Source organism: Bacillus cereus group sp. MYBKT111-2, from assembly GCF_051915205.1.
GTDB classification, from domain to species: Bacteria; Bacillota; Bacilli; order Bacillales; family Bacillaceae_G; genus Bacillus_A; species Bacillus_A paranthracis.
Map to the genome: position 1 here is coordinate 421,438 of NZ_JBQAEG010000004.1, position 25,920 is coordinate 447,357.

Here is a 25,920-nt window from a genome sequence, read left to right on the forward strand (position 1 = left end):
CCCAAAACACTACATAAAGTAGTGTTAATTCTTAAAAAAAAGAGGCTATATGCACTCTCCTACAATCAGTACAACCGACATACAGAATAAACCTACTGTTACATATACCGAATTCGTATGTAACGGAATAGTAAGCTTAACAACTTTTTCATGTAACACTTGCTCAATTCGTAAATTTATTGCTGTTTTTGCAAATGAAGCTGTCACACATCGGTTTTCCATTGCCTTTATTTTAATTAATTTTAATAACGCGCTACCTAACTCAAACGAAGACTCCATTTTTTGCATCGCATATTTATCAGCAGCTAGCTCCTGATACGTGTGATACCGCTGTAACAACCCTTTTAATATCGGTATGTACATCATTCCTTCTGCTAATAACGTAAAACAAAATAATTTTAGCGGATCTCGATTGTTTTGATGATATTCTTCATGAAAAATAATCGCATCCATTTCTTCATCTGAAAATGTTTGAAGCATCCCTTTTGACACGACAACTTTCGGACGAAATAATCCAATTGTAAATGCCGCAACTTCCGCATTCGGCAATATATATATTTGTTTTCCTTTTCGAACGAAAGGAATAAGTACTTTTTGTAATCTTTTAGTATCAAAAAATTGTCGCCACATTCTTTTGCACACGATAAACAATGTAAGTAGTAGAAATCCAGCGATTATAATACGAATGAGCGATAATTCTTTCATATGTTTTTCTAACTGAAACAAGCAAAAATTTGAAAGAAAGAACGCCTTATTTTGAAAAAGAAATGGATATGTAACGTAATACACTAACATACTGAAAAAGACGGTACTAACAATTATTGCTAACAATACGATTTTACGCATTTGCCATTTCATTTCATTAATCCTCTTTTTTTAACTGACTCAATTTATCTTCTAACTTTTTTATTAAAGTCGGATCAACTTGCTCTAACTCATCTAGCATATGATTTACAACCAAATCTCCAAATTCCCCCATCAATTCCTGTGTCATTTTCTTCGTTTGATTGGATAAGAATTCTTCTTTTGTTTGTACAGCACGATATATGCCACTTCTTTTCACAGTCTGTTTTTCTAAATGTAATTTCTCTACTAACCTGTTCATAACTGTCATCACAGTATTAAAATTCACAGGTGATTCTTCGCTTAATTTCTGCTGTACTTCTTTAATCGTAATACCCTCGCTAGACCAAACAATCTCCATAATTTTTGCTTCAAGCGGTCCAAAGAAATGATTTAACCCTTGCTCATTTAGCTTATAGTTTTGAGTAAACATCATGCGTCTCCTTTCACACTACGAATTGTAGTATAAATTAATTGAAAGGTCAAACGTAGATGATATATACGAAAATGAACTACCTATAAATACATAGGCAATTCCATTCATTTTAAACCTAATTTTTCTCCAAATGTATCAAAGAGATACTGCTCTAATATTTGTACACTAAATTTCTCATTACGCCCAAGTGCAAACAATTCCCGATTTTTCGCTACGATCGTATCTAACGGGATAACGACATTATCTACTATTTTTGTAATTTCAATGATGTTACTTTTTACATTTACCTCTGTTTTAAATTCAATGTTTTCTAATACGATATGCGAGCGTCTTCCTGATGCAAAAAAAGTAAAGTTAGGATTTTTATAAATACCAATTTCACTCTCTAGCGGATATAAATACTGAAAAATGATATCTCTATGTCCATCTTTTATTATTTTTTCATCCTTCTCATCATCCAAGTATTCCTTCACCTTCGTTGTAAATTCGAATCGAAAATCCACTTTTCTCACGCTCCCTCTTTGTATTTTTATATTAAATAAATATATTGAAATAATTTTACCATATTGTAATACAAGTTCCTATTAAAAGTAAAAACTCATTTGTAAAATCTCTATTATTGCCGATTCCTTTTTAAAGGATAAGTACTCATTCAATATGAATACATGCTTCTTTATATCCATTTAAACATATTGTTTCCATATTTTGAAACAATAGTATGAAGTATTATATATTAATAAATTGTTTCTAATTCATTTCTCAATATAACCAGCCTTTGCTTTACTATTCCGATATATTCAAACTATACTTTCTACTTAATCATTACATCGCAGAAGGAATGTAACTCTCTTCTATCGAATTTTTATATAACGAAAATGATTAGGTGGTGCTTTACTATGAAATTAGCTGTCATTGGTGGCGGTGATTTACAAGATTCAAATCACTCGCCTATTAATGAGCGACTTATAGAATTAACAAATAAACAGTATCCGAAAGTATTATTCATTCCTACAGCTAGTCATGATGATGAAAGCTATATAAAATTATTTTTAGACACATTCGAAAAACAATTACACTGTGACGTACAAATTTTACGTATTATAGCCGATACACCTTCTAAATATGAAATAGACGAAATGATTCAGTCTGCTGATTTAATTTATCTCAGTGGCGGAAACTATATTCAAATGATTTCAGAATGGAAAGAACATAAGCTCGATGAAAAATTACTATCGGCTCTGCAGCAAGGAACGCTCATTGCAGGGTGTAGCGCTGGTGCTATGTGCTGGTTCACATCTAGCATCCGCTCAGATTATGAAGGTTCCGGTTATATAGAGAGCAACGGCTGGGGAATTGTGAACAAAAGGTTTTGTCCACATTATAATCAATTAAATAGAATGAACGCCTTCCATTCCTTTTTACAAAATCATCAAGGGAATATAGAAGGCATTGCACTAGAGGATAATTGTGCCTTATATATTACAGAAGAATCTTTTGAAATTATCGGTGAACCAGAAAAAGCGTGGGAGTTTTATATGAGTGATAACAAACTCATTAGACAACATTTTGATATTACTTTAAAAAGCTATTTGTAACCTACACTTACAAAAAATGTCCCTAAGTATAATAACTTAGGGACATTTTCAATATTTAACTCACTAATCGTGTAATTCGTTTCTTCTGCCATGAAAGCTTATAATATGCATATTGTAGTATTAAACTGACAATAAACGCTGCTGGGTACCCAATCCATATCCCTTCTATGCCAAGACTTGTATGGTAAGAAAGGTAATACGCTACAGGTACTTCTACAAGCCATATTGATACGACGCCGATAACAGTTGGCCATAATACTGTACCACTCGCTCGCATTGTCGCACTAATAATTTGCGCATGCCCGAAAATTAAATAACTCCATAATGTAATCATAACTAGGCTATGAGCAATTTCAATTGTAGTTTGACTCGTTAAAAATAGTGATAGAATGTCTCTTGAGAACAAGTAAATGAGAGATATTAGCACACCACCGATGACGTAGTTCATAATAATTCCGGCCTTCACAACTTTCTGCAATCGATCAAATTGATTCGCACCAATTGATTGGGCAGCAAAAATGGAGACTGTAATACCAAGACTAACTGCTGGCATTTGCACATAACTTGCAACTTGGTTCACAACGCCATAAGCTGCTGTTGCATCCGAACCGTAACGATTTACAAACGCGATTACCGCAATTTCTGATAATGAAACTAATATCATATTAATACTCGCTGGAATACCAAGTCGTAGTAAAAGCTTTAATAACCCCCAATCCATTCGAAGATATTTCCTTACCGTACTATCTAATTGTAGTGGGTGATTTTTTTTCTTTAAATACACTAACATGACAATAAACGTAATAACTGTAGATATAACAGAAGCATAGGCTGCTCCATACACATCTAATTTTGGAGCACCTAACCATCCAAAAATAAGGATTGGTAATAAGATCATATTTAGCGCTGTACTTACAATTAAAAAGTAAAATGGCGTTTTAGAATCTCCTGTACCTCTCATAAACGTTGTGTATGCGAAATATAAAAATAAGATTGGCATCGATATAAATAAAATACGTGCATAATGTACACTTATTTCAATAATATTTTCTGGCGTCCCCATAAGGCGCATAATATCCATCGCAAAAATACTACCTACTATCGCTAACACAACTCCAATAATAAAGGTAAATGTTAGCGTCGTACCAACAATCGCTTTTAAACGATCTTCGTTTTTTGCCCCAAACGCCTGACCAATTAAAATGGAACTCCCTGAACCAATACCAATTACGAATGAAACAAGTAAGAAAAATAATGGGAAGAATGCCGATATGGCCGCTAAATCATTCACTCCAAGCCATCTTCCTACTACTACCATACCGAATAATTGTCCAACTGATTGTAGTACATTACTTAATAGTAACGGTACTAAAAACATGGACATCGATTTCCAAATCGGTTTACTCTCACTTTCTAACTTATGTGACTCCGCACCTTCTTTATTGTTATTTGTAGGTGGTTTCAAATTTCATTTCTCCTTTTATTAAAAATCTGTTTTTCAACTTCTATCTCTTTGTATAGTTGTTATAACGATGTGCTTCTATTCATTTTCTTGTCCCTATATTATAACTTCACCCAATATTGGCTTCCATCAGCTGTTCTATCTAAAAACCCGTATTCGATTAAATATCTTCTCAAAGTTACAAAATCCGGATATACGCTTTCTATAATAGCATTTACTTCTTTTTCAGTGTACTTTTTATGACTATCAAACTTCGTCACTAAATGACGTAATATAATTAATTTACGCTTTTGCTTTTTTGGAAATTTAGAAAGCGGTCCATCTAATCCCTCTGTAAAATGTGTTTTTAACACTTCATCATTTTCTTCTTCTGTAATATTGTAACGATCATCTACCATCGTTGCTGTTCTATGAATGGGTACAAATTTCGTTTGTACTTTTGATTTTTCTTCTGACAGTTCCATTAACGCTAAAAACACTTTCGCTTGCTTCATTTTCTCTCGAAGTGTAAACCGATGATTGCGGATGGTTGAAGTACTTCCGCCATCCATCTCTTTCACAATCTCTTTATCATTCAGCCCCATATGGAAAAACTGAACCATCTTCTTTTGCAAATCCGTTAAACCCGTATACTTCTTATCAAGGTTTAATAAATAGTCAAACATAGATGTATGTTCGTTTTGCACATGCAATTGTACAAACTTCTCTGCTTCATACAAAACTTGATTATCTTGATAAATAACACCCTTAATAAACGTTTCTCCACAAGCTAAACAAATATACTCTTCCGTTTCCTCATCAAACACATACCCTTTTTTCAATTCCTCTACCGACGCATCCCAAAACTTCTCTGAAACATCGTTCATACTAAACACTCCTTTAAAATGTCCGTTTTAAAATAAACAAATTCCAATAACGTTTATTATTACTTCATCATCTTAACATAAACGAAATAAACATTTCAATGTTTCGTTTACCTATTTTTCAAACCTTTATAAAAAATGTCTATAAAATATTCTTTAAAAAGGACATGAAGCAATAAAAAGCGAATGTATTTAATAAATAAATTACGATAGGATGTGAAACAAAACATGACTATTCTGCACGACCCTTGGTTTACTGTTAAACAAATTGCCCAAAATACATATGCAATTAGTGAATATGGACATTGGGAGAAAGTACATTCAATTTTAACTACAAAAAAGGTGTTTCCGTATACGAAAACACCTTTTACTTTTTATATATTCTATTTACAGTCTCTACCAAAACCTTACTTGCTTGTACAAATGTATGCTTTCGGTTTCTATCTTCAACAAATGTATTAGCACAACTTCCCATAATCACCATACAACTAATTATAACTAACGCTATCTTTCTATTCTTGTAAGTCACTTCATGCCACTCCACTATTACAAAACTTCTTTTGAATGTATCCCATCAAGAAATTTTACATGAATAATAAAACGCGTGAATATGCAATTCTGCATATTCACATGTTTTATTACGATGTTATGATTTAATTTAGTTAAAGTACACGTATACCGAGGTGACTAACTTGAAATTTAAAGCGAAAAAAAATCCATTTCACGTCATTTTTATTACAGATTTTCCGAATAGGAAAGCCCACTACGGTGCGATAGTACCCCCTTTAGGGGTGGGATGATAGTGAGGTCAAATGCGATGTATAGATAAAATACCGAAAATATGTTCTGTACATCAAGTATTTGAAATGGTATAATTTTCATAACAGACGAGTGAAAGTCTCTAAAACAATCTTGTTCTCTGAAAACAGAATACATATGAGGTTGGAGTAACAAATTCTTCTGCTCCGTAAAATGTATTGAGTCGTCAAGTACAAGACGCTAAAACACATTTGAGAACTCACAATCTGACTCGTTTGGTAATAGAACGAGTGCCGTATCTGCTAGATGCACTGGATATGGAGTGGTGATGGCACACCGCAATCTTGCACGTCAGCGATACTAGAAATAGACTTCGCCTTTGGTAGCAAGAATCCCACTGACGTTAGTCAGCTTGCGGCTTTAGCCGTGGGAGTGTCAAATTATTTATCATGATTTTTTTCATTTCACTATTTTTCCAAAATGAAAATTCTATTTTTTTCACCCTCATGATGCTGCTAAATATCGTGAATCTTTCTTCATTCTATTTCTCTCACTACAACGTAACAGAATCATCTCTTTTCGTAAAACACGGTTTCATACTACGTACTGAAATTCCCTTTGAAGATATTCGCCACATTAAATACTCTGGTAAAAAACTTCATTCAAAGAAATGGACTAGACAGCAATTAGAAATCCATTATAATTTATTCGACTCTGTGACAACTTTCGTACCACAAGAAGAAGAAAAATTCATTGCACTTTTAAAAGAAAACTGCCCACATATGAAAATATTGAATATGTCTGCTAACAAATAATATATTTTGGCATTTACAGTAATAAAAAAACCAAGATTCTAAACAAAGAATCTTGGCGTTTTTATTACTCTTTCGGAGCAATCATTTTTTTCGGATCGACAATTTCATCAAATTGTGCTTCTGTTAGTAATCCAGATTGCAATGCTGCTTCTTTTAAAGTTAACCCTTCTTTGTGAGCATGCTTCGCAATTTTCGCTGCATTTTCATATCCGATATGCGGATTTAATGCTGTAACAAGCATTAATGAACGATTCACATTCTCTTTAATGACTTCTTCATCTGCTTCAATACCAACTGCACAATTATCATTAAATGAAACAATTGCATCTGCTAATAAGTGAGCAGATTGTAAGAAGTTATATGCAATAACAGGTTTAAATACATTTAACTCAAAATTGCCTTGGCTCGCTGCAAATCCGATTGTTGCGTCATTTCCCATCACTTGTGCTACAACCATCGTTAACGCTTCACTTTGCGTTGGATTTACTTTACCTGGCATAATAGAGCTTCCTGGCTCATTTGCTGGAATAATAATTTCTCCTAGCCCACTACGTGGACCACTTGCCAGCCAGCGCACATCGTTAGCGATTTTCATTAAATCCGCTGCTAATGCTTTTAATGCCCCATGCGTATATACAACTTCATCATGACTCGTTAATGCATGGAATTTATTTGGTGCAGAAATAAATTGCTTACCTGTAAATTGGCTAATTTCCTCAGATACCATCTCACCAAATTTAGGATGGGCGTTTATACCTGTTCCAACCGCAGTACCACCAATCGCAAGCTCTTTCATATATGTATTGCTCTCTGCAATCATACGCTCTGTTTTTTCAAGCATACGGTGCCATCCACTAATTTCTTGTCCTAATGTTAACGGTGTCGCATCTTGTAAATGTGTACGACCAATTTTTATAATATGTTCAAATGCTTTTACTTTTTCTGCTAACGTTTCTTTTAATTTCGTAATTGCTGGTAACACGTGATTTTCTACTGCGAGTACACATGCTACATGAAGCGCAGTTGGGAAAGTATCATTTGAACTTTGAGACATGTTCACATCATCATTCGGATGAATATGTACGTCAAATCCTTTCTCTTTCAAAATTTGATTCCCTCGGTTTGCAATTACTTCATTCACATTCATGTTTGACTGAGTACCACTACCTGTTTGCCATACGACAAGTGGAAAATGTTCATTCCATTTCCCTGCTATCACTTCGTCAGCTGCTGTCACAATTGCTTCTGCTTTTTCTTCTGATAGCTTTCCTAATTTTTTATTAGTAAGTGCTGCACTCTTCTTTAAAATGGCAAATGCTTTTACAATTTCAAGCGGCATTTGCTCTGTTCCAATCGGGAAGTTTTCTTTACTACGTTGTGTTTGTGCTGCCCATAATTTATCAGCTGGAACTTTAATTTCTCCTAATGTATCTCTTTCAATTCTGTACTCCATGTTTTCATCCCCTTGAAAATATAATACCTACATTTCTTATAATAACAGACTTCCATTTGAATGATAAGAATTCTCACTCATATGAATAGATATTTTATATTTATTTTAAAAACTCCTCTTGACCTAAACTTAAGTTTAGGTTGTATTCTTTCCTTTGTAACCTACTATAACAATACTGGAGGAATTCAATATGAAAAAGTATGTTTTCATAATAAAAAATCACCTTCTACAACACGTAGAAGGTGATTTTTTATTTATGACGCTTCTTTTCCTTTTTCAGCATCATCTACATACCAAATGAACTTGCCTGTATATCCGTAAATAACTGCTAAAATTAACGATACGAAGCTTAACCACATAAATGGAATGTATGATATCGTCGCAACACCTAAAATACCAGCCATAAAAATACCGTTATCCGACCATGGAACCATACCTGAAGTTAATGTTCCACCTACTTCTGAGTTACGCGCTAATACGCGGCGGTCGATTTTTAGTTTATCATAACTTTCTTGCATAATTTTCGGTGTTAAAATAAGTGATACGTACATCGCACATCCAAATATGTTCGCTAAAAATGCAACGATTAATGTAGATAATGTTACATTACCAGCAGAATTTAATTTCTTTTCGAATTTTGATACGATTACTTTTAAAACACCTAATTTTTCAAGTAATCCACCAAACCCTAAACCGAAAATAATTACGGCTACTGAACCGAGCATACCGTTAATTCCGCCACGGTTTAATAACTTATCGACAAACTCAACGCCTGATTGAATTGAGAATCCATTATATGCTGTTCCAATTGCGTCTCCAAAGTGCATTCCTTGGAAAACAGTTGCCCAAATTGCGCCAAGTAAAGCTCCCATTGCAATTGTAGGCATAGAAGGCTTCTTCATTGCTAATAGGACAATGACAATAATCGCCGGAACTAACATCCATATTTTAATATCAAAGTGTTTTAATAATGATTCCTTTAAAAATTCTACTCGATTTAAATCTACGTTATCTCCGCCATACATCCAACCAGCTACAGTAAACATAATGCTAGTAATAATATACGCTGGAACGTCTAATACAAGCATAGCTCGTACGTGTGCAATAACATCTACTTTTGCCATAGATGCTGCAAGTACTGTACTATCAGAAAGTGGCGATAATTTATCCCCGAAATAAGCACCTGAAAGAACTGCACCAGCAACAAGTGGTAATGGTAACCCAAGACCTTCACCAATCGCCATCATAGCAATACCTGCTGTTCCTACCGTTCCCCAAGATGTTCCTGTTGCGATAGAAGTGATCGAACAAATAATTAATGTTGCTAATAGGAATATACTAGGGTGAATAAATTCTAATCCATAATAAATTAATGTTGGTACTATCCCACCAGCAATCCATGTTCCAATTAAAGCACCTACTGCAACTAAAATGAGTATTGCTTCTAATCCGTTAGAAATCCCTTTCGTAATTGCATCTTGCAATTCTTGATAACGAAATCCTAATCTTAATCCAAGCGCAATTACTAAAAACCATGAAATAAATAGCGCTAATTGAATTGGGAGATCAAAAATCGTTTGGAAGGAAAAGACAACAGCAAGAAATAATAATAAAAGAACTATGATTTCTAGCATCGATGGTAATCTTACACTTTTCATTTTTTTCTCTCCTTACAAGTCGATAACATGACGTGTGTCGTCTTACATGTATGTAATATACAATTAGCGAAGACAAAACAAAATTTTCATATTATTTCGATTTATTTTTCCAGTATAATATATTGGACACCTTTTCTATTGTAAAAGTAGATGCTACTTTTCGCAATGGAAAATATAAAAAATGTTACATTTTTTATATTTAACAATCAAAGAGTAACTTTTTTAATATTTGCCAACATAAAACTTTTTACTATTATCCTCACCGTTTAAAGGAATATCATTATTCCCCACACAAAAAAGCACGCATCATTCAAATGATGCATGCTCCACTTTTATTTATACATATTTTGTATTTCTTCTTTATTTTTAAGTATTTCCACAAACTTATCGCTATAACCTTTCGGAAATAATACGCCGAGTCCATATGAATGCTGGAACTGAAAATGAGGGTGCTTTGCTGTGACTTCATCCCAAAACTTATACACGCCGAAGTTTCGATCTTTCACCTCAATATCATGAAATAACACAATACCGTTATTCGCAAGTTTCGGTAACCATGTTTTATAATCATGAGAAACTGCTTCATACGTATGATAGCCATCAATATGCAACAAATTTATCGTTCCATCTTGAAATTGATCAACAGCCTCATCAAAAGTAGATTTAATTAAATTACCTATATTGGGATAGCTCATTTTCACCACTTTATCTACAATTTGGAAAACACCTTCTCCATATGGACCTGTATGCCCGTCTCCTGTCCAAGTATCTACAGCATAACATTTTGTAGATAATCCCCCATCCTTTACCCCTTGACAAAAACTGAAAAAAGAAGCGCCTAAATGTGTACCTAGCTCAACTAATATTTCTGGTTTTTCAAATCTTACTAAATCGTATGCGAACTCCAAATGCCCAAGCCACGCAGTATTCGCACGAATAAATGGACTAAAATTATCAAATTCAAATGTTGGTTTATGAGTAACCCAGTTCATCGCGTATCTCCTTCTACACATATTTTTAACAAACCAAATTACTCTTATCTTTATTTTTTTATCCGCTTGATTATGATTTAATTTTATAATTTTCTCTCACTTTATTTAACCTGCTCGCTTGTATCGTAAATATAACTGGAACTATTCAAATCTCCACCATACAACACAGAAATTTCAGTTTATTTTTTATTCATTTCGTGATATATTGCATATTGTATATAAGATATTTTCTGAAAGGAGGACTCTATACATGATGGATCCAAATCGTTTAAAAGGAATCATTATGGTTGTCATCGGTGCTTGTTTATGGGGCTTGTCCGGAACAGCTGCACAACAACTTTTTCAATATGACAATATTTCTACTGAATGGTTAGTTACAATTCGATTGCTTATATCGGGCGTTATCTTACTCATTATTTCATCATTCGGAACGAGAAAAAAAGAAATATTCAGCATATGGAAACAAAGATCTGATGCTACTAAAATGATATTGTTTGGCCTATTCGGTATGCTTGCTGTACAATACACGTACTTCGCTTCTATTAAAGAAGGAAATGCTGCCGTTGCAACATTATTGCAATATTTAGCTCCTATATTTATTACTGTATACTTACTTTTCAAATGGAACGTTCGTCCATCAAAAATTGATTTTATTTCAATTGCCCTTTCATTAGTAGGCACTTTTCTCTTACTAACAAACGGGTCTGTTCATAACTTAGCTGTTTCTACACCAGCTATCGTTTGGGGTATTTTATCTGGATTATCTCTTGCTTTTTATAGTTTATATTCAAAAGAATTACTAGATAGATGGTCTTCCTCAGTTATCGTTGGATGGGGCATGATTATTGGGGGTATGGGTGTAACGATTGTACACTTTATTACTACGAAAGAATTCATTTTATTGTCAACGATGAAATATGTAAAACTAAATACCTTACCGCTCATCACATTTGTCATCATTTTCGGAACACTTATTGCCTTTTATTTATACTTAGACAGCATACGATACTTAACCCCGAAAGAAACGACATTATTCGGTTGTACAGAACCACTCGCAGCTATTATTTCTTCTGTACTTATATTACATGTACCGTTTCAATCTTTTCAGTTATTAGGGGCTTTTTGTGTCATTGTAATGGTGCTTATCTTAAGCCAAAAACCGGATGAAGGGAAACCCGAATTAAAGCTTGTTCATGAGAAAAAGGAAAATATACAATGAAAGGATTGAATTCACTATGCCTATCCCTCAAAATAATAAAAAACTAGGAAGAGTTTCAGCAAAATCACTCGTTTTAAATCAACTACAAGATTGGATTATTGAAGGTGTACTGAAGCCCGATGAAAAAATTAATGATGGGGAACTGGCTGAAGCACTAGGAGTAAGTAGAACACCTGTAAGAGAAGCACTTCAAATATTAGAGCTTTCTGGATTAGTGGAAATGGTACCTGGGCAAAAAACAAAAATTGCTCCTATTCAGTTAGACGACATACCTACTATTTATGAAACGATGGCTGGTCTTCACTCTATTATAGGTAAGCAAGCACTTCAAAACATTACAGACGCTGATCTGAAGCTACTTTCTGAAATAAATGATGACTTTCAGTACTCTATAGAGAAAAAAAACGCAAAACAAGCTTTAGAATTAGATATACAATTTCACAATGCAATTTCTTCTATTGCTAAAAATCAATATATTGAACCCTTTCTAGAAAATATGCAACTTCACGTCTTACGCCTTGAATATTTATTTTTCCAAAACTTTGTTCCAGCAAGTCAATCTATTGATGAACATCACGCTATCATTCAAGCACTGCAGAAGCAGGATGAAAAACAAATGGAACAAATGATGACTCAAAACTGGCTCCGTCCAATGAAAGAAATACAAAAAATAATTTCTACGAAATAGAAAGAGAGCTGGCTACATAAAATCGTAACCAGCTCTCTTTTTACTAATATATATAGTTACGCCTGAATATTTGCATAATCTTCCATATCTTCGTATTCTTTTTCCAATTCCTCTAAAGACAGCTCGTATAATTGTCGATCGCGAATTTTAAACACACCTGCTCCAATTAACTCATCAATTAAATGCCTCTTACGATTTTCAACAGCAAAACGGAGTTGACTACTCATCTTTTAAAAAAACTCCTTTCTACGATTATTGAAAATGATAATCTTTATCAATTACCACTTTTGATTATAAAAGATGACTCTTTATAAGTAAAGTAATTTCATGAAATATTTACCTTACAAAGTATTTGTGGCCACATTATATATATGTATGCCGCGCGAAAAATGTTATGACACTTTTTCTTATCCTTTTTCTTTCATACTTTGCAAGTTGTCTCACTATGATGAAATTCACCATCTATTTCTACTTGAATGGTGACATGTTCTACATGAAACTTCTCTTTTAATACTTCCGTAGCCTCTTTTAATACACTTTGTGTTTCATTTCCTTTAATAATCAAGTGGCAAGTTAATACTTGAAAATCCGATGTGACAGACCATATGTGCAAATCATGAACTTCTTTTACAATCGTAATATTTAACAATGTACTTTTTACCTCTTCAACATTTATGTTCTGCGGTGCACCTTCCATTAATATATGGACCGTATCACGTGTTACACGCCATCCACTAATAATGACTAAAATAGACACAAGAATACTAGCAATCGCATCTGCAGCAGTCCATCCGAAAAATTTAATAAGTAACGCAGCAATAATCGCTCCAACTGATCCTAATAAATCGCCTAATACGTGTAAGAAAGCACTTCTTAAATTTAAATTACCCTTCACATCTCCGCCTCTCATTAATATCCCAGCTGATAAAATATTAATAAGCAGACCAAGTACAGCAATAATAAGCATCCCATTACTAGCAATCTCAACTGGCTCTTTAAAACGGCGAATTGCTTCAATAAAAATGTATATTGAAATGACAATAAGGACGACACCGTTACATAATGCCGCTAACATCTCGACTCGCTTATATCCATATGTTTTCGCAGTTGTTGCTGTTTTTTCTCCGAGTTTAAACGCAAGTAAACTTAAAGCTAAAGATACTGCATCACTTAGCATATGCCCCGCGTCAGATAGTAGTGCTAAGCTATTTGTTACAAATCCCCCAATAACTTCAGCGATCATAAAACTTGTTGTTAGTAAAAATGCAAGTAATAACGCTTTTTTATTATTAGAATTACCATGATTATGTGAATGTCCCATACTAATGCTCCTTTAAGGATAATATCTGTACATTAGTATGAAACAAACTCCCCATCTTTATCCCGCTTCCTCTGTATAAACACTTCGCTACATTTCAAACAAGTCCTTTTTCTCAACAAAAAATAAGACTACTTCTTTTTCAGCTTCATATTGTTTACTAATGAAAGAATTTTTAAGGAGGTTACGAAAATGAAACGTTTATTTCTCTGTATGGAACGTGAACTTGTTGTAGTGAAAGAACGATATGGTAACTATGAAGCGGCGTATCACTTACAAAATATGCAACCTACCTGTATCGCTGTTGATCCATTTCAAAAAAATCGTGTATATTGCGGCACTTTTGGACGAGGTCTCTGGTTAAGTGACGATAGCGGAGATTCATGGAGACCAATTGGAGATTCTTATCGTTACTTTGATTTTCCAAAAGAAGATGGTATTTTACATTCTTCGATCACTTCCATTACGATAAGCCCGAATGAACAAGTTAACGGATATGGCGTCGTTTATGTCGGCACAGAACCGAGTGCTTTATTCCGTTCAGAAAATGGTGGTGAAACATGGACGGAACTGAAAAATATGAAATCATTATTATCTTCTTATACGTGGGCTTTCCCGCCTAGACCTTTTACTCATCACGTACGCTGGATTACAGTTGATCCAAACAATCCAAATACAATCCACGTTTCAATTGAAGCTGGTGCTGTTATTCAAAGTAACGATAAAGGCCATACATGGATTGATAAAAAATTCGGTGCTCCTATCGATGCTCATCAATTACTTATGCACCCTGAAGCCCCAAATCGTCTTTATGCATCATGTGGTGACGGATTTATGGGCGGACCTGATCGTGCATACCTTGAAAGTTATAACAGTGGAAACAGCTGGATTTCATGTAGTGACGGACTTGAGCATCATTACTTATATAGCATGGCTATCGATCCAGCTGATTGTAATACAATTCTCGTTTCTGCCGCACCGAGTGCAGATCTCGCTCATCACCGTATTCCTTATGAATCTTATATTTATCGTAAAACGAAAGACACTCCGTTCCAGCAAGTACAGCAAGGACTACCATCTGCAATCGGTACAGTCATTTCGATGTTTGCGACAAACGAAGCAGAACCACATACATTTTACACTTTAAATAACAACGGCGTGTTTCAATCCAATGATAGCGGCGAATCGTGGGAACAACTAAACATTCCGTGGAAAGATGAGTATAAAACGCAGCATCCGCATGCATTACTTGTTACTACTCCTTAACGAAAAAAAGACTGCCTAATGTTTTAGGCGGTCTCTCTTTTATTTCTTTAAATCAATAACGATATCATCTAAAACAATATCTTTGCTCTTCGCTTCTTTTTTCGGTACTTCTATTTTCTTCTCTTTCCCATTCACATACTCCACTCCACCATGATTTTCAGGTGTATGAACCCGCAAGTGCACATGAGGTGTAACAATAAGCTTTGTTGCATTTTCGTTTAGCTTTTGGAATGTAGAACTCCAACTACTTTTATGCGGTTCTGCTACTGTACTAGTTCCACCATTTCCTTCACCTGCATATTTATTTCCTAAATCATCTTTTATTTCTAATTCCACATCAGCGCTATCCCATATACTTCGTAATGCCTTAGATTCTTCCTGATTGAAAAAAACGATAAATGACATCGGAGTTACTTCCATTTTGTCTATATTTACTTTTATTAATTCATTTTCAGAAACCCCATTAACCTTTACTTCTTTACCCTCCATTGCTTTTAAACTAAGTGCGAAGTTCCAATTCCCCTTAATTGAATTACCTTTATAATCCAACTTAATCTCTTCCATATTCCACCAAACATTTGCAACATCTAACCTTTTACTACTATTACCACTCATTGTAGTCATACCTACGTACTTTTTCTCTCCAACTTTTGTTACTTGAGAGCTTCCTCCCCCTCCATTAAACCCCATCACCTGCGGATATCCAAATATATTTGGCTTCTCACCTAAATCTTTATCACTCTCAATAGAGTATGTGATTGTAATTGTTCTACCATCGAATACAGCATCATTAATTGTAACCTTAACCCCATTACTCTCTCGCGTCATATTCAGCTCAGTCGAAAACTCTTTATAATTTTCATATAACCCTGTTCTACCATTATCTAAAAATCGGAATATGTCACCTACTATTGGTAATCCTCCAGCGTATGTCGGAAATCCGATGCCAAGCATGGCAACCGATACGCCGACTAAAATAGATGCAGCAGCAACGCCTTTTTTCCAACTTTTCATCTTTTTCTTCGTACGCATCGATTGTTTTACATTACGCTTCACTTTTTCTTTTTCAATTTCAGAAGCCTCAATTTCCTCAAGTTCTTTTTCATCTATATCAATATCATTTAATAGTTCATAAATGTCTTTCATATTACACTACCTCCAAAACTAATATTCGTAGCATTTTGTTGTAGTTTCTTTTTCCCACGGTACACTCGATTATCAATTGCTGCCCGGGTTAATCCTAACTTGTCACCTATTTCCTCCGTCTTCATACCGAGTAGATATTTCATAATGAATACTTTTTGATCTAGCGGTTCTAATTGATTAATAAGTTTCAATAATTCTTCTCTATCTTCCATAACAATTAATTCATCTTCCGCTGACTTTTCTGTACTGATATGAAACTCATCCGAAATAATTTCTACTTTTTTAGTTGCCTTCCGGTAATAATCAATTGCTTTAAACTTCGCAATCGCTGCAATCCATTTTTTAAAATCATTTGGTTCTCCATGAAATTTATTTGCGTTATTCCATATGGAAAGAAATATATCGTTTACACATTCCTCTATGAGTCCATCATTTTGAACCGGAAGAAGAACTTTGTGGGTTATTCCTTTTATGAGCGGTAAGTATGTATCGACAACAAATTCTAGCGCATCTTCTTTTTGTCGCTGTAATCTTTTTATATAATTTTTCTCATTTGATTTCATGTAGCGATTCCCCTTATTTTTTTGTAAAAGCTTTTACACCCTATATAACGTCTAAAAAAATATTTTCTCTCATCTTTTAATTATTTTTTGTATGTAATGGAATACTTTCCCTTAGCCATTGTCTCACATAACTATGCATCCAAAGAAAATTTTCTCAAGTCTGTAATTTGATTCATGTAGTACACTATTTATATAGCCATTCTTTAACTTAGTGTACATTTTATTTCGTTAACCTACTATTTAAAATTAGGAGATGAGATGTGTATGTGTGGAATTACAGGTTGGGTAAATTGGAAAGAAGACCTTTCAAATCAACATGTTATTTTAAAAAAGATGGCAAATCGTATTCAGCATCGTGGTCCGGATGCTGAAGGGTTTTGGTTTTCACCTCGCGCGGCCTTTGCACACCGGCGTTTAATTGTAATTGATCCAGAAGGCGGGACGCAGCCGAAGACATTTCGTGCTGGTGATTATACGTATGCTCTTACTTATAATGGAGAAATTTATAATTTCCGTGAGCTGAGAGAACAACTTAGGAAATGTGGTCATACATTTGAAACGCATTCAGATACAGAAGTGTTACTACATGCTTATTTAGAATGGAAAGAAGACTGCGTACAACATTTAAACGGCATTTTCGCTTTCGCCTTATGGGATGATCAGAAGCAACAACTGTTTTTAGCACGTGATCATTTAGGCGTAAAACCACTCTTTTATACAGAAAGAAATGACAGTATTATTTTCGGATCTGAAATTAAAGCATTATTAGCTCATCCATCTGTCCCTGCTGAAATTGATACGGATGGCATAAATGAAATATTTGGATTAGGGTTATTTCGAACTCCAGGATGTGGCGTCTTTAAACATATTCAAGAAGTGCGTGCTGGACATTCTATAACGTTTACACGTGATAAAAAAGTAGTTACGAAGTATTGGAATTTAGAAAGTAAGGTCCATACAGATTCTATAGAAGATACATCATCGCATATTTTATCTATTTTACAAGATACAGTAAAAAGACAATTAATTGCCGATGTCCCTCTCGTTTGCATGTTATCAGGAGGATTAGATTCTAGCGGTATTACTGCACTAGCGGGGAAAGAATTTGCTGCTGAAAATAAAACACTTCATACGTATTCCGTTGACTTTGTAAATAGTGCAAAAGATTTCGAGCTGACCTTTGCTCGCACTGGTTTAGACGCTCCTTGGGTAAAACGCGTTTCTGAACATGTAGGGACATCTCATCATGATATTATTGTGAATGCTGAAGAATTAGCAAATCACTTATTCGTTCCCCTCCATGCAAAAGATTTACCGAGTGCTGGCGAAATGGAAACTTCACTATATTTACTATTTTGCGAAATGAAAAAAGATGCGACCGTAGCTTTATCCGGCGAATCTGCTGATGAAGTATTCGGTGGATATCCTTGGTTTCATCAAGAAGAATTACTATATGTAGATAAATTTCCTTGGCTAACAAATTGGAAAAATACATCTCCTCTTCTACTACATGAAGTAAGTAACCAATGTAATCTAGAAAACTATATTGATACACGATTCCAAGAAGCGATACTTGAAGTACCTACTCTTGAAGGTGAAAGTAAAAAATCCGCGAAACAACGTCAAATGTTTTATTTATTTTTAACGAGATTTCTTCCGTTCTTACTTGACCGTAAAGACCGTATGAGTATGGCTGTAGGATTTGAAGTTCGTGTACCGTTTTGCGATTATAGATTAGTTGAATATTTATGGAACGTTCCTTTCAACATAAAAAGCATTGATAATATTGAAAAAGGCATTTTACGTAGAGCACTGAAACCTGCTTTACCTGACGATGTACGCAATAGAAGAAAAAGTGCGTATCCAACTTCACAAGACCCACATTATTTACAAACAATTCGTCATTTATCACTCGACATGTGCAGTAATAAAAACAATCCTATTTTCTCACTTATTAATCATTCCACATTACTTGCTATTGCCAATCAGAGTAATAAAGAAATTAACAATTTCGAAGCAAGAAGCGCTATGGAATACATGCTACAAGTAAATGAATGGTTAAAAACGTATCACATCCATATTGCTTAACAAAAAGGAGTTCAAGGATAAAAACCTTGAACTCCTTTTATATTAATTAGCACATTGTTTATTTTCAGTGTCAATGGACCATCCAATAATTGTAGCACAATCTCTACCTTTCCACTGCAGTACATTTGTTAATACTGGCTCAATCTGTAAGCAACTTCCGTCGTGTAATATTTCTATCAAAGATTGGTCATCATCAAACCTTCGTTTATCACACTCTAAAATACCGTCCGTTGCCATTACAATGTGATTCATTCCTTTTTCTAATCCTCTTACACCTGACGTAAAGCAAGGTGTATTTGCTGCAAAAATATTTTTCCTACCGATATATTCGTAATTCTTCCGTTTATTTAATCGCCCTTTCCCATTCTTCGTTTTCTCAGAATGGAATAAATATGCGAAACAATTACCAACTGATAACCAATATAAAAATTCGCCTTTTCGCAAACATATTAAACATGCGAGTTCCTCATCATCTTGATCACATTTTTCAATAAACAGCTCATCTGTAAATAAAGCTAACAAATACATATGTGTATGATGAAAAGCTAAATGTATCGGGTAGGAAAATAACTCTTTTAGTTTCTCTTTTCTTTCCGAAATTGCTTCTACTATATAATCTATATTTTTTGTTTTGTGATGTGTATCAAAAATCATAACAAATTCAAATTGTAATTCAGGATCCCACCAAGCAAGCACCGCATCTCCTCGTTCATATGCATCACTCTCTTGATTTCCCCCATATACGCCGACTGAAAGAGGACCACATTTTTCAACATGTATTTCATCTACATACATCTGTTCATGACTCATCCATTTGAATGTATTCACAGCTATCATCCTCTCTCTTGCTAAATGTATACCTTTACACATAGATTACCTTATATTTCAATAAAAATAAACTTTTTCAACATTTTTTATCCAAATAAAAGGATTTTATTTCTATACCAACGAATATATCTTAATATACGATATAAAAACAGGAGGATTTATTATTATGAAAGACATCAATCAGCATTGGGAGAACATTTATTATCACTTACGATATGAATATGAAGACAATCTTTCTCACCAAGCCATTCGTATTTTACAAATCATTTCTCGTGAGAAAGATATAACAATTGGAAAAGTCGCTACTGAGCTTACTCTCTCTCATAACACAGCATCTGAACACGTAAAGCGCCTTATTCAAAAAGGATTTATCATGAAAGAAAGAAACAAACAAGATGAAAGAGTTGTGAACCTTACTTTAACGAAAGAAGGCATTGAAGTATTAGAAAAGCATACTTTACTAGATAAAGAAAAGATAAAAGTATTAGAATCGCAGTTATCGAAAGAAGAACAACAATTAATTGAAAAAGCTTTTTCATTATTAGCGAAGGAGGCAAAGTATGCATTTCCTCGTTAAAGTAATCGTTTCGGCACTTATTATCGGTGTTATTACTGAAGTAGCTAAACATTATAGTACGATTGGCGGGTTTATTGCTGCCCTTCCTCTCGTAAGTTTACTGAGCCTATTTTGGATTTCTTTCGAAGGCGGGAACAAACAAGAATTAAGTCAATTTGCTTTAGGTGTATTATATGGATTTCCTGCATCCGCACTACTATTATTTATCGTTTATATCGGTTTAAAAAACTCATTTGCACTTAGTACATCTGTCCTATTCGGTATAGGTGTCTGGTGTATTGTTTTCGCTTGTCAAAAATTATTTCAAGCTTAATTAGGAGGGTTTACTATTTATAAATTTGTAGAAGTATTGGGGCAAACTATAGAAGTATATATAAAAGGATGTAATACACAAACTGTAGTCATTCAAACCGGAATGGGTTGCTCATTTTATAATTGGCTTCCTATTATAAACAAGCTTTCACAGCACTTTACAGTCGTTTCCTACCATCGCCCAGGTTACGGAAAAAGTGAACTAGGAAATGATTCGCGTACTATAAGGCAAGTGACAAAAGAATTACATATGTTACTACAGAAATTAGCTATTCACGAGCCTATCATTCTAATTGGTCATTCCTACGGAGGCTTATGCGCACAACATTTTACGATGTTACATGAAGATAAGTTGCAAGCACTTATTTTAGTTGATTCTACTTCTATGAACTTACACAGATTAGATGAACTTCATTTACCAATTTCTGATCAGACTGATTCTGATGATATGTGGCTTCAAAAATATAATACATATTCCAAAATGGGTGTAGACCTGCTTTCTAAGGAACTAAAACCTATGCTAGCCGGTCAATCAAGACAGCAAATTGAATTTTCTACCTCTCCTTCATTATATAAAGCCACAGCTTCTGAACTATCGGAGTGGAAAAATTGTGCTCGCTCAATAAAAGAACTCTATAAAACATTAGAAGTACCTTTAATCGTTATCGGTAGAGACCCTCAATATTCTATTACTCAGTTGACTGAGGGCGGCATGCAAAAAGAGGAAGCGACACAACTTGAAGCAATGTGGCAAGAACTGATTCATGAACAATTACAACTCTCAATAAACAGCCAATATATACTTGCTGAACATGCTGGTCACGGAATAGAAAATGACCGACCAGATATTATCATTGAAGCTGTTCACTCCCTAAAAATAAAAAAAGGAAGCAACTAAAGCTGCTTCCTTACTTATCTATTCATAATCTTCTTCATCATCGATTTCTTCGTAATACGCATTCCCATTACTTACATATATAGGACCATTCGCAACGTCAATACGTAATACCCATGCCCATGGCACAGCTAAACGCTTATGTATTGCTCGCCAAAAGCTCATTGATTTTCTTTCGTACTCCTGGAACTCCTGAAGTAACTCTTTGTAGGAGGAACCGTCTAACTGAATATTTGTTTCTAACAAACGAGAATGGGCATAGTACTGCAGCTCTAGCTCAGCAGCAATTTCCATTTCTTCTTCCGTTGCCATACCTATAATTGTTCCATCTGCTGGTGCAATTTCATATACGTTGTGAACTTCAATAAGCCCTTCTTTCTCTTTCTCAAACATGTAAACAGCCTCCTTTAACATATATTTTTTATGTTACAAAGTCATACTTCTACAATAACATCTCTCTTTCCTCTTTTTTTGATAAACTTTTACAAATTATTTATCTGATGACCCGTATTCTCTATCCTTTCGGCAGAAACTAAATCTTCATTATGAAAATTCAACTTAAATATATCAGGCATACGAATTGTTTTCCAAAATCGAAAATCATATTTTGAATCAAAATAATTCATGAGTAATACCATAATATTCCCATGAGTTCCTATTACAATATTCTTATCTTTATATTTTTTTAATATATTTTGCATACATATTACAGCACGCCTTTGCGCTACATCATTCGATTCTCCGCCTTCGTGTGCAAAATCCCAATCTTCCCACACATTCTCAATGGCATCATTAAAATCTGCTACCGGCTCTGAACTTAATAACCTTTCTCGTAAATCTTCTTCTATTTCTATTGATACATGATATGTATTCGCAATTCCTTGTACAGTTTGAATTGCTCTTTTGTACGGGCTAGAAATCACTACATCAATATGTCTATCTTTTAATAAGTTTGTTACATTCTCTGCATCCAAGTGTCCTTTTTCTGATAAAGGACGCTCCCGTTCTTCTTTTGTATAGGTAGAATGGGCATGGCGAACGAAATATATTGTTGTCATTATTCAACTTCCTTTCTTATTTTCAATCTATATTCAATAATAAGATGGGGGAATCCTGTATTTAAAAAGAGCGCTTTTCATAAGCGCTCCTTTGTTTACATAATAAAATTATTTCATTATAATTTATTTCTAAATTCCTCACTTATGACAATATCTCGAGTAAAGTAATCCATATTACTTAGAAGTTTTTCAAATGCTTTTTCACTCAAATTGTTCATCATAAAGACAATCTCAATCTTATTCCCTTTTTTATCAGTACCATAGAAACTATTTGTTAATACAAATGCCGTAGAACCACCTTTCTGTCCAGCAAATTCGAACATACCCTCTCCTACGGTTCCTTTAAATATATTCTCAATCTCACCTTGCATTTGTGGTGTAAAATAATTTCTGCTATTTATCTTTTCCAGTAAACTCATGTAATCTTTCGCATTTGCACCTACAAACCGATCTGACCAAATACGCTGAGAGTCCATATCGGCTTTTAACGATATATCGTGTTTTGTCCATTCTTTCTCGTCTTTCATCCATTCATGTATTTGCCATACATGCTTAACATATTCATCATTAGACATATTACGTAGCTTGTCCAATGCTTTATTTTGAGGAATATGCAGTTCTTTTTCAACATAGCCCCTCATATATAGTGCCCCTGTATACGTTGGATAAAATTCATCGTGACTATTTAAGCCTAACTCTTTCAAACTTTCATTTATCCGCGCTACTCCAAGCTTGTCCAATAAATATGATGCATTTGCATTCGAACTATGATGGATCATTCCTTTCACTACTTCTTCTAAAGAAGTTTGACCACCCTTCACTAACTCTTTAGCTTTTACATCATCTAGCCATGCAGAGTGTGCACCACCATCAGTATTTTTCACATAGTATTTTTCTAATTCTTTCAATGAAATTTGCTCGTCTTTTCTTATTTTCCCTCCAGCTACTTGCTTAGCATATTCAATTGCTATAACGATTTTCGACATACTTGCTAGCGGTAATTTTTCTTTTTCATTTATTGATGTCAATGTTTTACCATTTCTTTTAACAATTAAAGAAGTTGTTTTATCATCCTTATGTTCTTTTATGTAATTTAGCACATAATTAGAATCTTCTTTGGAATTGACATATTCCTTCACTGAAAAGAAAGCTATACAGCCTACTATAGTAATTCCAGCTATAGTTCTAACAATTTTTAACCCCCTCATAATACTCCCCCTAAAATGAATATATTATATATTATACTAAATCAATTTACCTTTTTAAGTAATATTTAGATTAATTATACAAAATTACTTCTTTTCTTAAACAACAAAAAACATGCCTTCATTAGACAAGCATGTTTTGTGATATCCTTCACATTATTTAGCTAAAAATAAACTTTTTACTTACCATGATGTAACATTAAATCACTAAGTTCTTCTTCAATGTGATTTAATTTCGCAACGCCTTCTTTCCATTTATGAATATAACGTGAAACCCCAACAAAAAACAAAACAATAATTGTGGAAAGAATAATACCATATACGATTGCTACAGTACTCATAGTTACACTTCCTTATAATTAGTAATGTGGTTATTAGTTATATTTTTATTATAAACCTTTTTCTTTTAAAATACTTCAATTTCAACTTTTTGTAACAAAATTGATTTTTCTAATATTTCGTTCGTAAAAATGGCATATTTTTCACAAATTATACAAAACTTCACCATATGTACTATTACCATATGAGTTATATTATTAAATAGAATAAAGGGGATGATATACTATGACGACTTGGTTTATTGTAATGTTAGTTGTATTTGGAGCATTTAAAATTATCGTTTCTAGCCTTCCTAACACTGTTATTGAATCCATTATTAGCAAGTACGAAACACATCCAAAACTTGAAGAAGAGAATGTGACTATTACAATTCACGGAAATAACGTAGAAGGCGAACAGAAATCAAAAATTATTCATGATTTTAACGAAGGTTTATTTTTAGATCGCTATTATGCACCACCCCATAATGAAGGCACTCCTTTAATTATCCATGCAAAACGTGGTAAAAAAGATTTCACATTTTATATTTACAGTCATGAAGAGCATGTTGATGTTGTAAAACAATATAAAAAGAAGGTAGTTGCTTATAGTTTACGCTCTAAAAATCTTCAAAATAGTGATATGTTCGTGTCAGCTGATTTAGCTTAATACTCATATATAAAAAGGAATCCATGGCATATGGATTCCTTTTTACTATTTACTGAAAAATAAGCTCTGTCTTCAAACTATCTTTCGGTAACAACCAGCCTTTTTTCTCTAAACTCGCCATTAATAATTCCCTTTGTTTTGTCGCAATACTTTCTTCATTTGTTTTAAATGACACTTCTATTACGAAGTCATCTTCTAATTTCCCAGTATTACTTAGTGGCCACACTTCAATATTCGTTTTACTATTTTCAAACTCCCCTGTATACCGTTTCATTAATACAGGACCATAAATACGAGAATTCTTAAGCATTTCTTCTCCCCAATTCGTATACAACCATTTGTTCATTTTCCCTGGTAATTTTTCTATTAACATGTTTTGAGCAGCTTGTTTATTTGGTAAATCAAGTATTCCATATCCTTTCGCACTGTAACTTTTCTTATTTGAAATGCTTAATGTTTTCTTCTCAAATCCCCAGTCTATTTCCGCCTCATAACTATCCGTATTACTATCGAATCCTTCTTTTTTAGCTACTTCTAGTGCATCTTGAATTACACCATTTGGAATAGGATATCTTTTTTTATATGTTAGCTCAAAATCTTTACTAAATTCTTTCTTTCGTATTCTGGCAAACCAGCCTTCATTACTTAAATTTTTATTTGCAGTATCTAAAAACTGTACTTGTATTCTTTCATAATTTGTACCAGCCTGGAAATGCTCTAGTACATCTTGCTTCATCTCTTTGTTAGGACCTAGTACTTGTTCTGGCTTTAATAATAACTTCACTTCAAAACTAGGTGTCATTGGACTAGCGGCAAATCCTTCCTTAACGTTATAAAGGAAACAACAAAAGAAAATACTTACGAATACAAATACGCTTTTCATATACCTATCCC

Annotated in this window: 30 protein-coding genes; 11 read left to right on the forward strand and 19 right to left on the reverse strand. The window is 33.9% G+C overall.

The window, feature by feature from the left end:
* Positions 1-45: 45 nt before the first annotated feature.
* The 3 genes from ACTFNE_RS14375 to ACTFNE_RS14385 form a co-directional block, all read right to left on the reverse strand.
* Entirely contained in the window at positions 46-858 is an 813-nt protein-coding gene (locus ACTFNE_RS14375) for a M56 family metallopeptidase (RefSeq protein WP_270704794.1), read from the reverse strand.
* 4 nt (positions 859-862) lie between these two features.
* On the reverse strand, positions 863-1,276 hold the full coding sequence (locus tag ACTFNE_RS14380) for a BlaI/MecI/CopY family transcriptional regulator (RefSeq protein WP_000495065.1): 414 nt from the start codon (positions 1,274-1,276) through the stop codon (positions 863-865).
* Positions 1,277-1,383: 107 nt separating this feature from the next.
* Positions 1,384-1,782, reverse strand: a complete 399-nt coding sequence (locus tag ACTFNE_RS14385; protein ID WP_000347533.1) for a DUF3942 family protein — start codon at positions 1,780-1,782, stop codon at positions 1,384-1,386.
* Between the two features lie 393 nt (positions 1,783-2,175).
* Between ACTFNE_RS14385 and ACTFNE_RS14390 the strand changes: the two genes are divergently transcribed.
* On the forward strand, positions 2,176-2,874 hold the full coding sequence (locus ACTFNE_RS14390) for a peptidase E (RefSeq protein WP_000762143.1): 699 nt from the start codon (positions 2,176-2,178) through the stop codon (positions 2,872-2,874).
* 55 nt (positions 2,875-2,929) lie between these two features.
* Here the strand turns inward: ACTFNE_RS14390 and ACTFNE_RS14395 are convergent, their stop codons facing one another.
* On the reverse strand, positions 2,930-4,339 hold the full coding sequence (locus ACTFNE_RS14395) for an MATE family efflux transporter (RefSeq protein WP_000804168.1): 1,410 nt from the start codon (positions 4,337-4,339) through the stop codon (positions 2,930-2,932).
* Between the two features lie 98 nt (positions 4,340-4,437).
* Positions 4,438-5,202, reverse strand: a complete 765-nt coding sequence (locus ACTFNE_RS14400; RefSeq protein ID WP_046197754.1) for a DUF2087 domain-containing protein — start codon at positions 5,200-5,202, stop codon at positions 4,438-4,440.
* A 225-nt stretch (positions 5,203-5,427) separates the two neighbouring features.
* On the opposite strand from ACTFNE_RS14400, the gene ACTFNE_RS14405 reads away from it, so the two are divergent.
* Together ACTFNE_RS14405 and ACTFNE_RS14410 are read left to right on the forward strand one after the other, a co-directional pair.
* Positions 5,428-5,661, forward strand: a complete 234-nt coding sequence (locus tag ACTFNE_RS14405; protein WP_046197755.1) for a hypothetical protein — start codon at positions 5,428-5,430, stop codon at positions 5,659-5,661.
* A gap of 746 nt (positions 5,662-6,407) precedes the next feature.
* Entirely contained in the window at positions 6,408-6,773 is a 366-nt protein-coding gene (locus tag ACTFNE_RS14410; RefSeq protein ID WP_043896957.1) for a PH domain-containing protein, read from the forward strand.
* A gap of 64 nt (positions 6,774-6,837) precedes the next feature.
* On the opposite strand, the gene fumC is transcribed toward ACTFNE_RS14410, so the two are convergent.
* The 3 genes from fumC to ACTFNE_RS14425 all read right to left on the reverse strand — a co-directional run bounded on the left by fumC (position 6,838) and on the right by ACTFNE_RS14425 (position 10,876).
* A complete protein-coding gene (gene fumC, locus ACTFNE_RS14415) occupies positions 6,838-8,226 on the reverse strand; it encodes a class II fumarate hydratase (protein ID WP_000456627.1) in 1,389 nt (462 codons plus the stop codon).
* Positions 8,227-8,480: 254 nt separating this feature from the next.
* Positions 8,481-9,884 carry a Na+/H+ antiporter NhaC gene (gene nhaC, locus ACTFNE_RS14420; RefSeq protein WP_000843974.1) on the reverse strand — a complete coding sequence of 468 codons (1,404 nt, stop codon included), beginning with the start codon at positions 9,882-9,884 and terminating at the stop codon, positions 8,481-8,483.
* Positions 9,885-10,216: 332 nt separating this feature from the next.
* Positions 10,217-10,876 carry a class I SAM-dependent methyltransferase gene (locus ACTFNE_RS14425; protein ID WP_046197347.1) on the reverse strand — a complete coding sequence of 220 codons (660 nt, stop codon included), beginning with the start codon at positions 10,874-10,876 and terminating at the stop codon, positions 10,217-10,219.
* A 253-nt stretch (positions 10,877-11,129) separates the two neighbouring features.
* On the opposite strand from ACTFNE_RS14425, the gene ACTFNE_RS14430 reads away from it, so the two are divergent.
* On the forward strand, positions 11,130-12,095 hold the full coding sequence (locus tag ACTFNE_RS14430) for a DMT family transporter (RefSeq protein WP_033674222.1): 966 nt from the start codon (positions 11,130-11,132) through the stop codon (positions 12,093-12,095).
* A 16-nt stretch (positions 12,096-12,111) separates the two neighbouring features.
* Positions 12,112-12,783 carry a GntR family transcriptional regulator gene (locus ACTFNE_RS14435; protein WP_002163700.1) on the forward strand — a complete coding sequence of 224 codons (672 nt, stop codon included), beginning with the start codon at positions 12,112-12,114 and terminating at the stop codon, positions 12,781-12,783.
* Positions 12,784-12,839: 56 nt separating this feature from the next.
* On the opposite strand, the gene fbpA is transcribed toward ACTFNE_RS14435, so the two are convergent.
* On the reverse strand, positions 12,840-13,010 hold the full coding sequence (fbpA, locus tag ACTFNE_RS14440) for a Fur-regulated basic protein FbpA (RefSeq protein WP_000098302.1): 171 nt from the start codon (positions 13,008-13,010) through the stop codon (positions 12,840-12,842).
* Positions 13,011-13,204: 194 nt separating this feature from the next.
* A complete protein-coding gene (locus tag ACTFNE_RS14445; protein WP_000510072.1) occupies positions 13,205-14,104 on the reverse strand; it encodes a cation diffusion facilitator family transporter in 900 nt (299 codons plus the stop codon).
* 189 nt (positions 14,105-14,293) lie between these two features.
* Here ACTFNE_RS14445 and ACTFNE_RS14450 point away from each other — a divergent pair, with 189 nt between their 5' ends.
* Complete coding sequence (locus tag ACTFNE_RS14450; protein WP_046197346.1) at positions 14,294-15,367, forward strand: WD40/YVTN/BNR-like repeat-containing protein; 1,074 nt, start codon at positions 14,294-14,296, stop codon at positions 15,365-15,367.
* Between the two features lie 39 nt (positions 15,368-15,406).
* Here ACTFNE_RS14450 and ACTFNE_RS14455 read toward each other — a convergent pair whose 3' ends face one another.
* Together ACTFNE_RS14455 and ACTFNE_RS14460 are read right to left on the reverse strand one after the other, a co-directional pair.
* Complete coding sequence (locus ACTFNE_RS14455; RefSeq protein ID WP_046197345.1) at positions 15,407-16,513, reverse strand: DUF4179 domain-containing protein; 1,107 nt, start codon at positions 16,511-16,513, stop codon at positions 15,407-15,409.
* Positions 16,510-17,076, reverse strand: coding sequence for a sigma-70 family RNA polymerase sigma factor (locus ACTFNE_RS14460; protein ID WP_000840043.1), 567 nt, complete (start codon positions 17,074-17,076; stop codon positions 16,510-16,512). Before ACTFNE_RS14460 ends, ACTFNE_RS14455 begins: the two co-directional genes overlap by 4 nt.
* A 264-nt stretch (positions 17,077-17,340) precedes the next feature.
* On the opposite strand from ACTFNE_RS14460, the gene asnB reads away from it, so the two are divergent.
* Positions 17,341-19,164, forward strand: coding sequence for an asparagine synthase (glutamine-hydrolyzing) (gene asnB / locus ACTFNE_RS14465; RefSeq protein WP_270705552.1), 1,824 nt, complete (start codon positions 17,341-17,343; stop codon positions 19,162-19,164).
* Positions 19,165-19,206: 42 nt separating this feature from the next.
* Here asnB and ACTFNE_RS14470 read toward each other — a convergent pair whose 3' ends face one another.
* The gene (locus ACTFNE_RS14470) at positions 19,207-20,034 is read right to left on the reverse strand and encodes a protein phosphatase 2C domain-containing protein (RefSeq protein ID WP_046197343.1); all 828 of its coding nucleotides are present in this window, start codon (positions 20,032-20,034) and stop codon (positions 19,207-19,209) included.
* Between the two features lie 124 nt (positions 20,035-20,158).
* Between ACTFNE_RS14470 and ACTFNE_RS14475 the strand changes: the two genes are divergently transcribed.
* From ACTFNE_RS14475 to ACTFNE_RS14485, 3 genes are read left to right on the forward strand one after another with little or no spacing between them, the layout of a single operon-like run.
* Positions 20,159-20,569, forward strand: a complete 411-nt coding sequence (locus ACTFNE_RS14475; protein WP_270705553.1) for a MarR family winged helix-turn-helix transcriptional regulator — start codon at positions 20,159-20,161, stop codon at positions 20,567-20,569.
* Positions 20,553-20,882, forward strand: a complete 330-nt coding sequence (locus ACTFNE_RS14480) for a DUF3147 family protein (RefSeq protein ID WP_000545636.1) — start codon at positions 20,553-20,555, stop codon at positions 20,880-20,882. Before ACTFNE_RS14475 ends, ACTFNE_RS14480 begins: the two co-directional genes overlap by 17 nt.
* Before the next feature lie 36 nt (positions 20,883-20,918).
* Positions 20,919-21,779 carry an alpha/beta hydrolase gene (locus tag ACTFNE_RS14485; protein ID WP_046197341.1) on the forward strand — a complete coding sequence of 287 codons (861 nt, stop codon included), beginning with the start codon at positions 20,919-20,921 and terminating at the stop codon, positions 21,777-21,779.
* Between the two features lie 18 nt (positions 21,780-21,797).
* Here ACTFNE_RS14485 and ACTFNE_RS14490 read toward each other — a convergent pair whose 3' ends face one another.
* The 5 genes from ACTFNE_RS14490 to ACTFNE_RS14510 all read right to left on the reverse strand — a co-directional run bounded on the left by ACTFNE_RS14490 (position 21,798) and on the right by ACTFNE_RS14510 (position 24,562).
* Positions 21,798-22,169, reverse strand: a complete 372-nt coding sequence (locus ACTFNE_RS14490; protein ID WP_000461770.1) for a hypothetical protein — start codon at positions 22,167-22,169, stop codon at positions 21,798-21,800.
* A gap of 89 nt (positions 22,170-22,258) precedes the next feature.
* Complete coding sequence (locus tag ACTFNE_RS14495; protein WP_046197340.1) at positions 22,259-22,834, reverse strand: histidine phosphatase family protein; 576 nt, start codon at positions 22,832-22,834, stop codon at positions 22,259-22,261.
* A gap of 116 nt (positions 22,835-22,950) precedes the next feature.
* Entirely contained in the window at positions 22,951-24,042 is a 1,092-nt protein-coding gene (locus ACTFNE_RS14500; protein WP_001214642.1) for a serine hydrolase, read from the reverse strand.
* A 176-nt stretch (positions 24,043-24,218) separates the two neighbouring features.
* Positions 24,219-24,380, reverse strand: a complete 162-nt coding sequence (locus ACTFNE_RS14505; protein ID WP_000108701.1) for a hypothetical protein — start codon at positions 24,378-24,380, stop codon at positions 24,219-24,221.
* A 65-nt stretch (positions 24,381-24,445) separates the two neighbouring features.
* A complete protein-coding gene (locus tag ACTFNE_RS14510; protein ID WP_002011946.1) occupies positions 24,446-24,562 on the reverse strand; it encodes a hypothetical protein in 117 nt (38 codons plus the stop codon).
* Positions 24,563-24,603: 41 nt separating this feature from the next.
* On the opposite strand from ACTFNE_RS14510, the gene ACTFNE_RS14515 reads away from it, so the two are divergent.
* Positions 24,604-25,026, forward strand: a complete 423-nt coding sequence (locus tag ACTFNE_RS14515; protein WP_000214586.1) for a YfmQ family protein — start codon at positions 24,604-24,606, stop codon at positions 25,024-25,026.
* Between the two features lie 49 nt (positions 25,027-25,075).
* Here ACTFNE_RS14515 and ACTFNE_RS14520 read toward each other — a convergent pair whose 3' ends face one another.
* On the reverse strand, positions 25,076-25,909 hold the full coding sequence (locus ACTFNE_RS14520) for a hypothetical protein (RefSeq protein ID WP_046197339.1): 834 nt from the start codon (positions 25,907-25,909) through the stop codon (positions 25,076-25,078).
* Between the last annotated feature and the right edge of the window lie 11 nt (positions 25,910-25,920).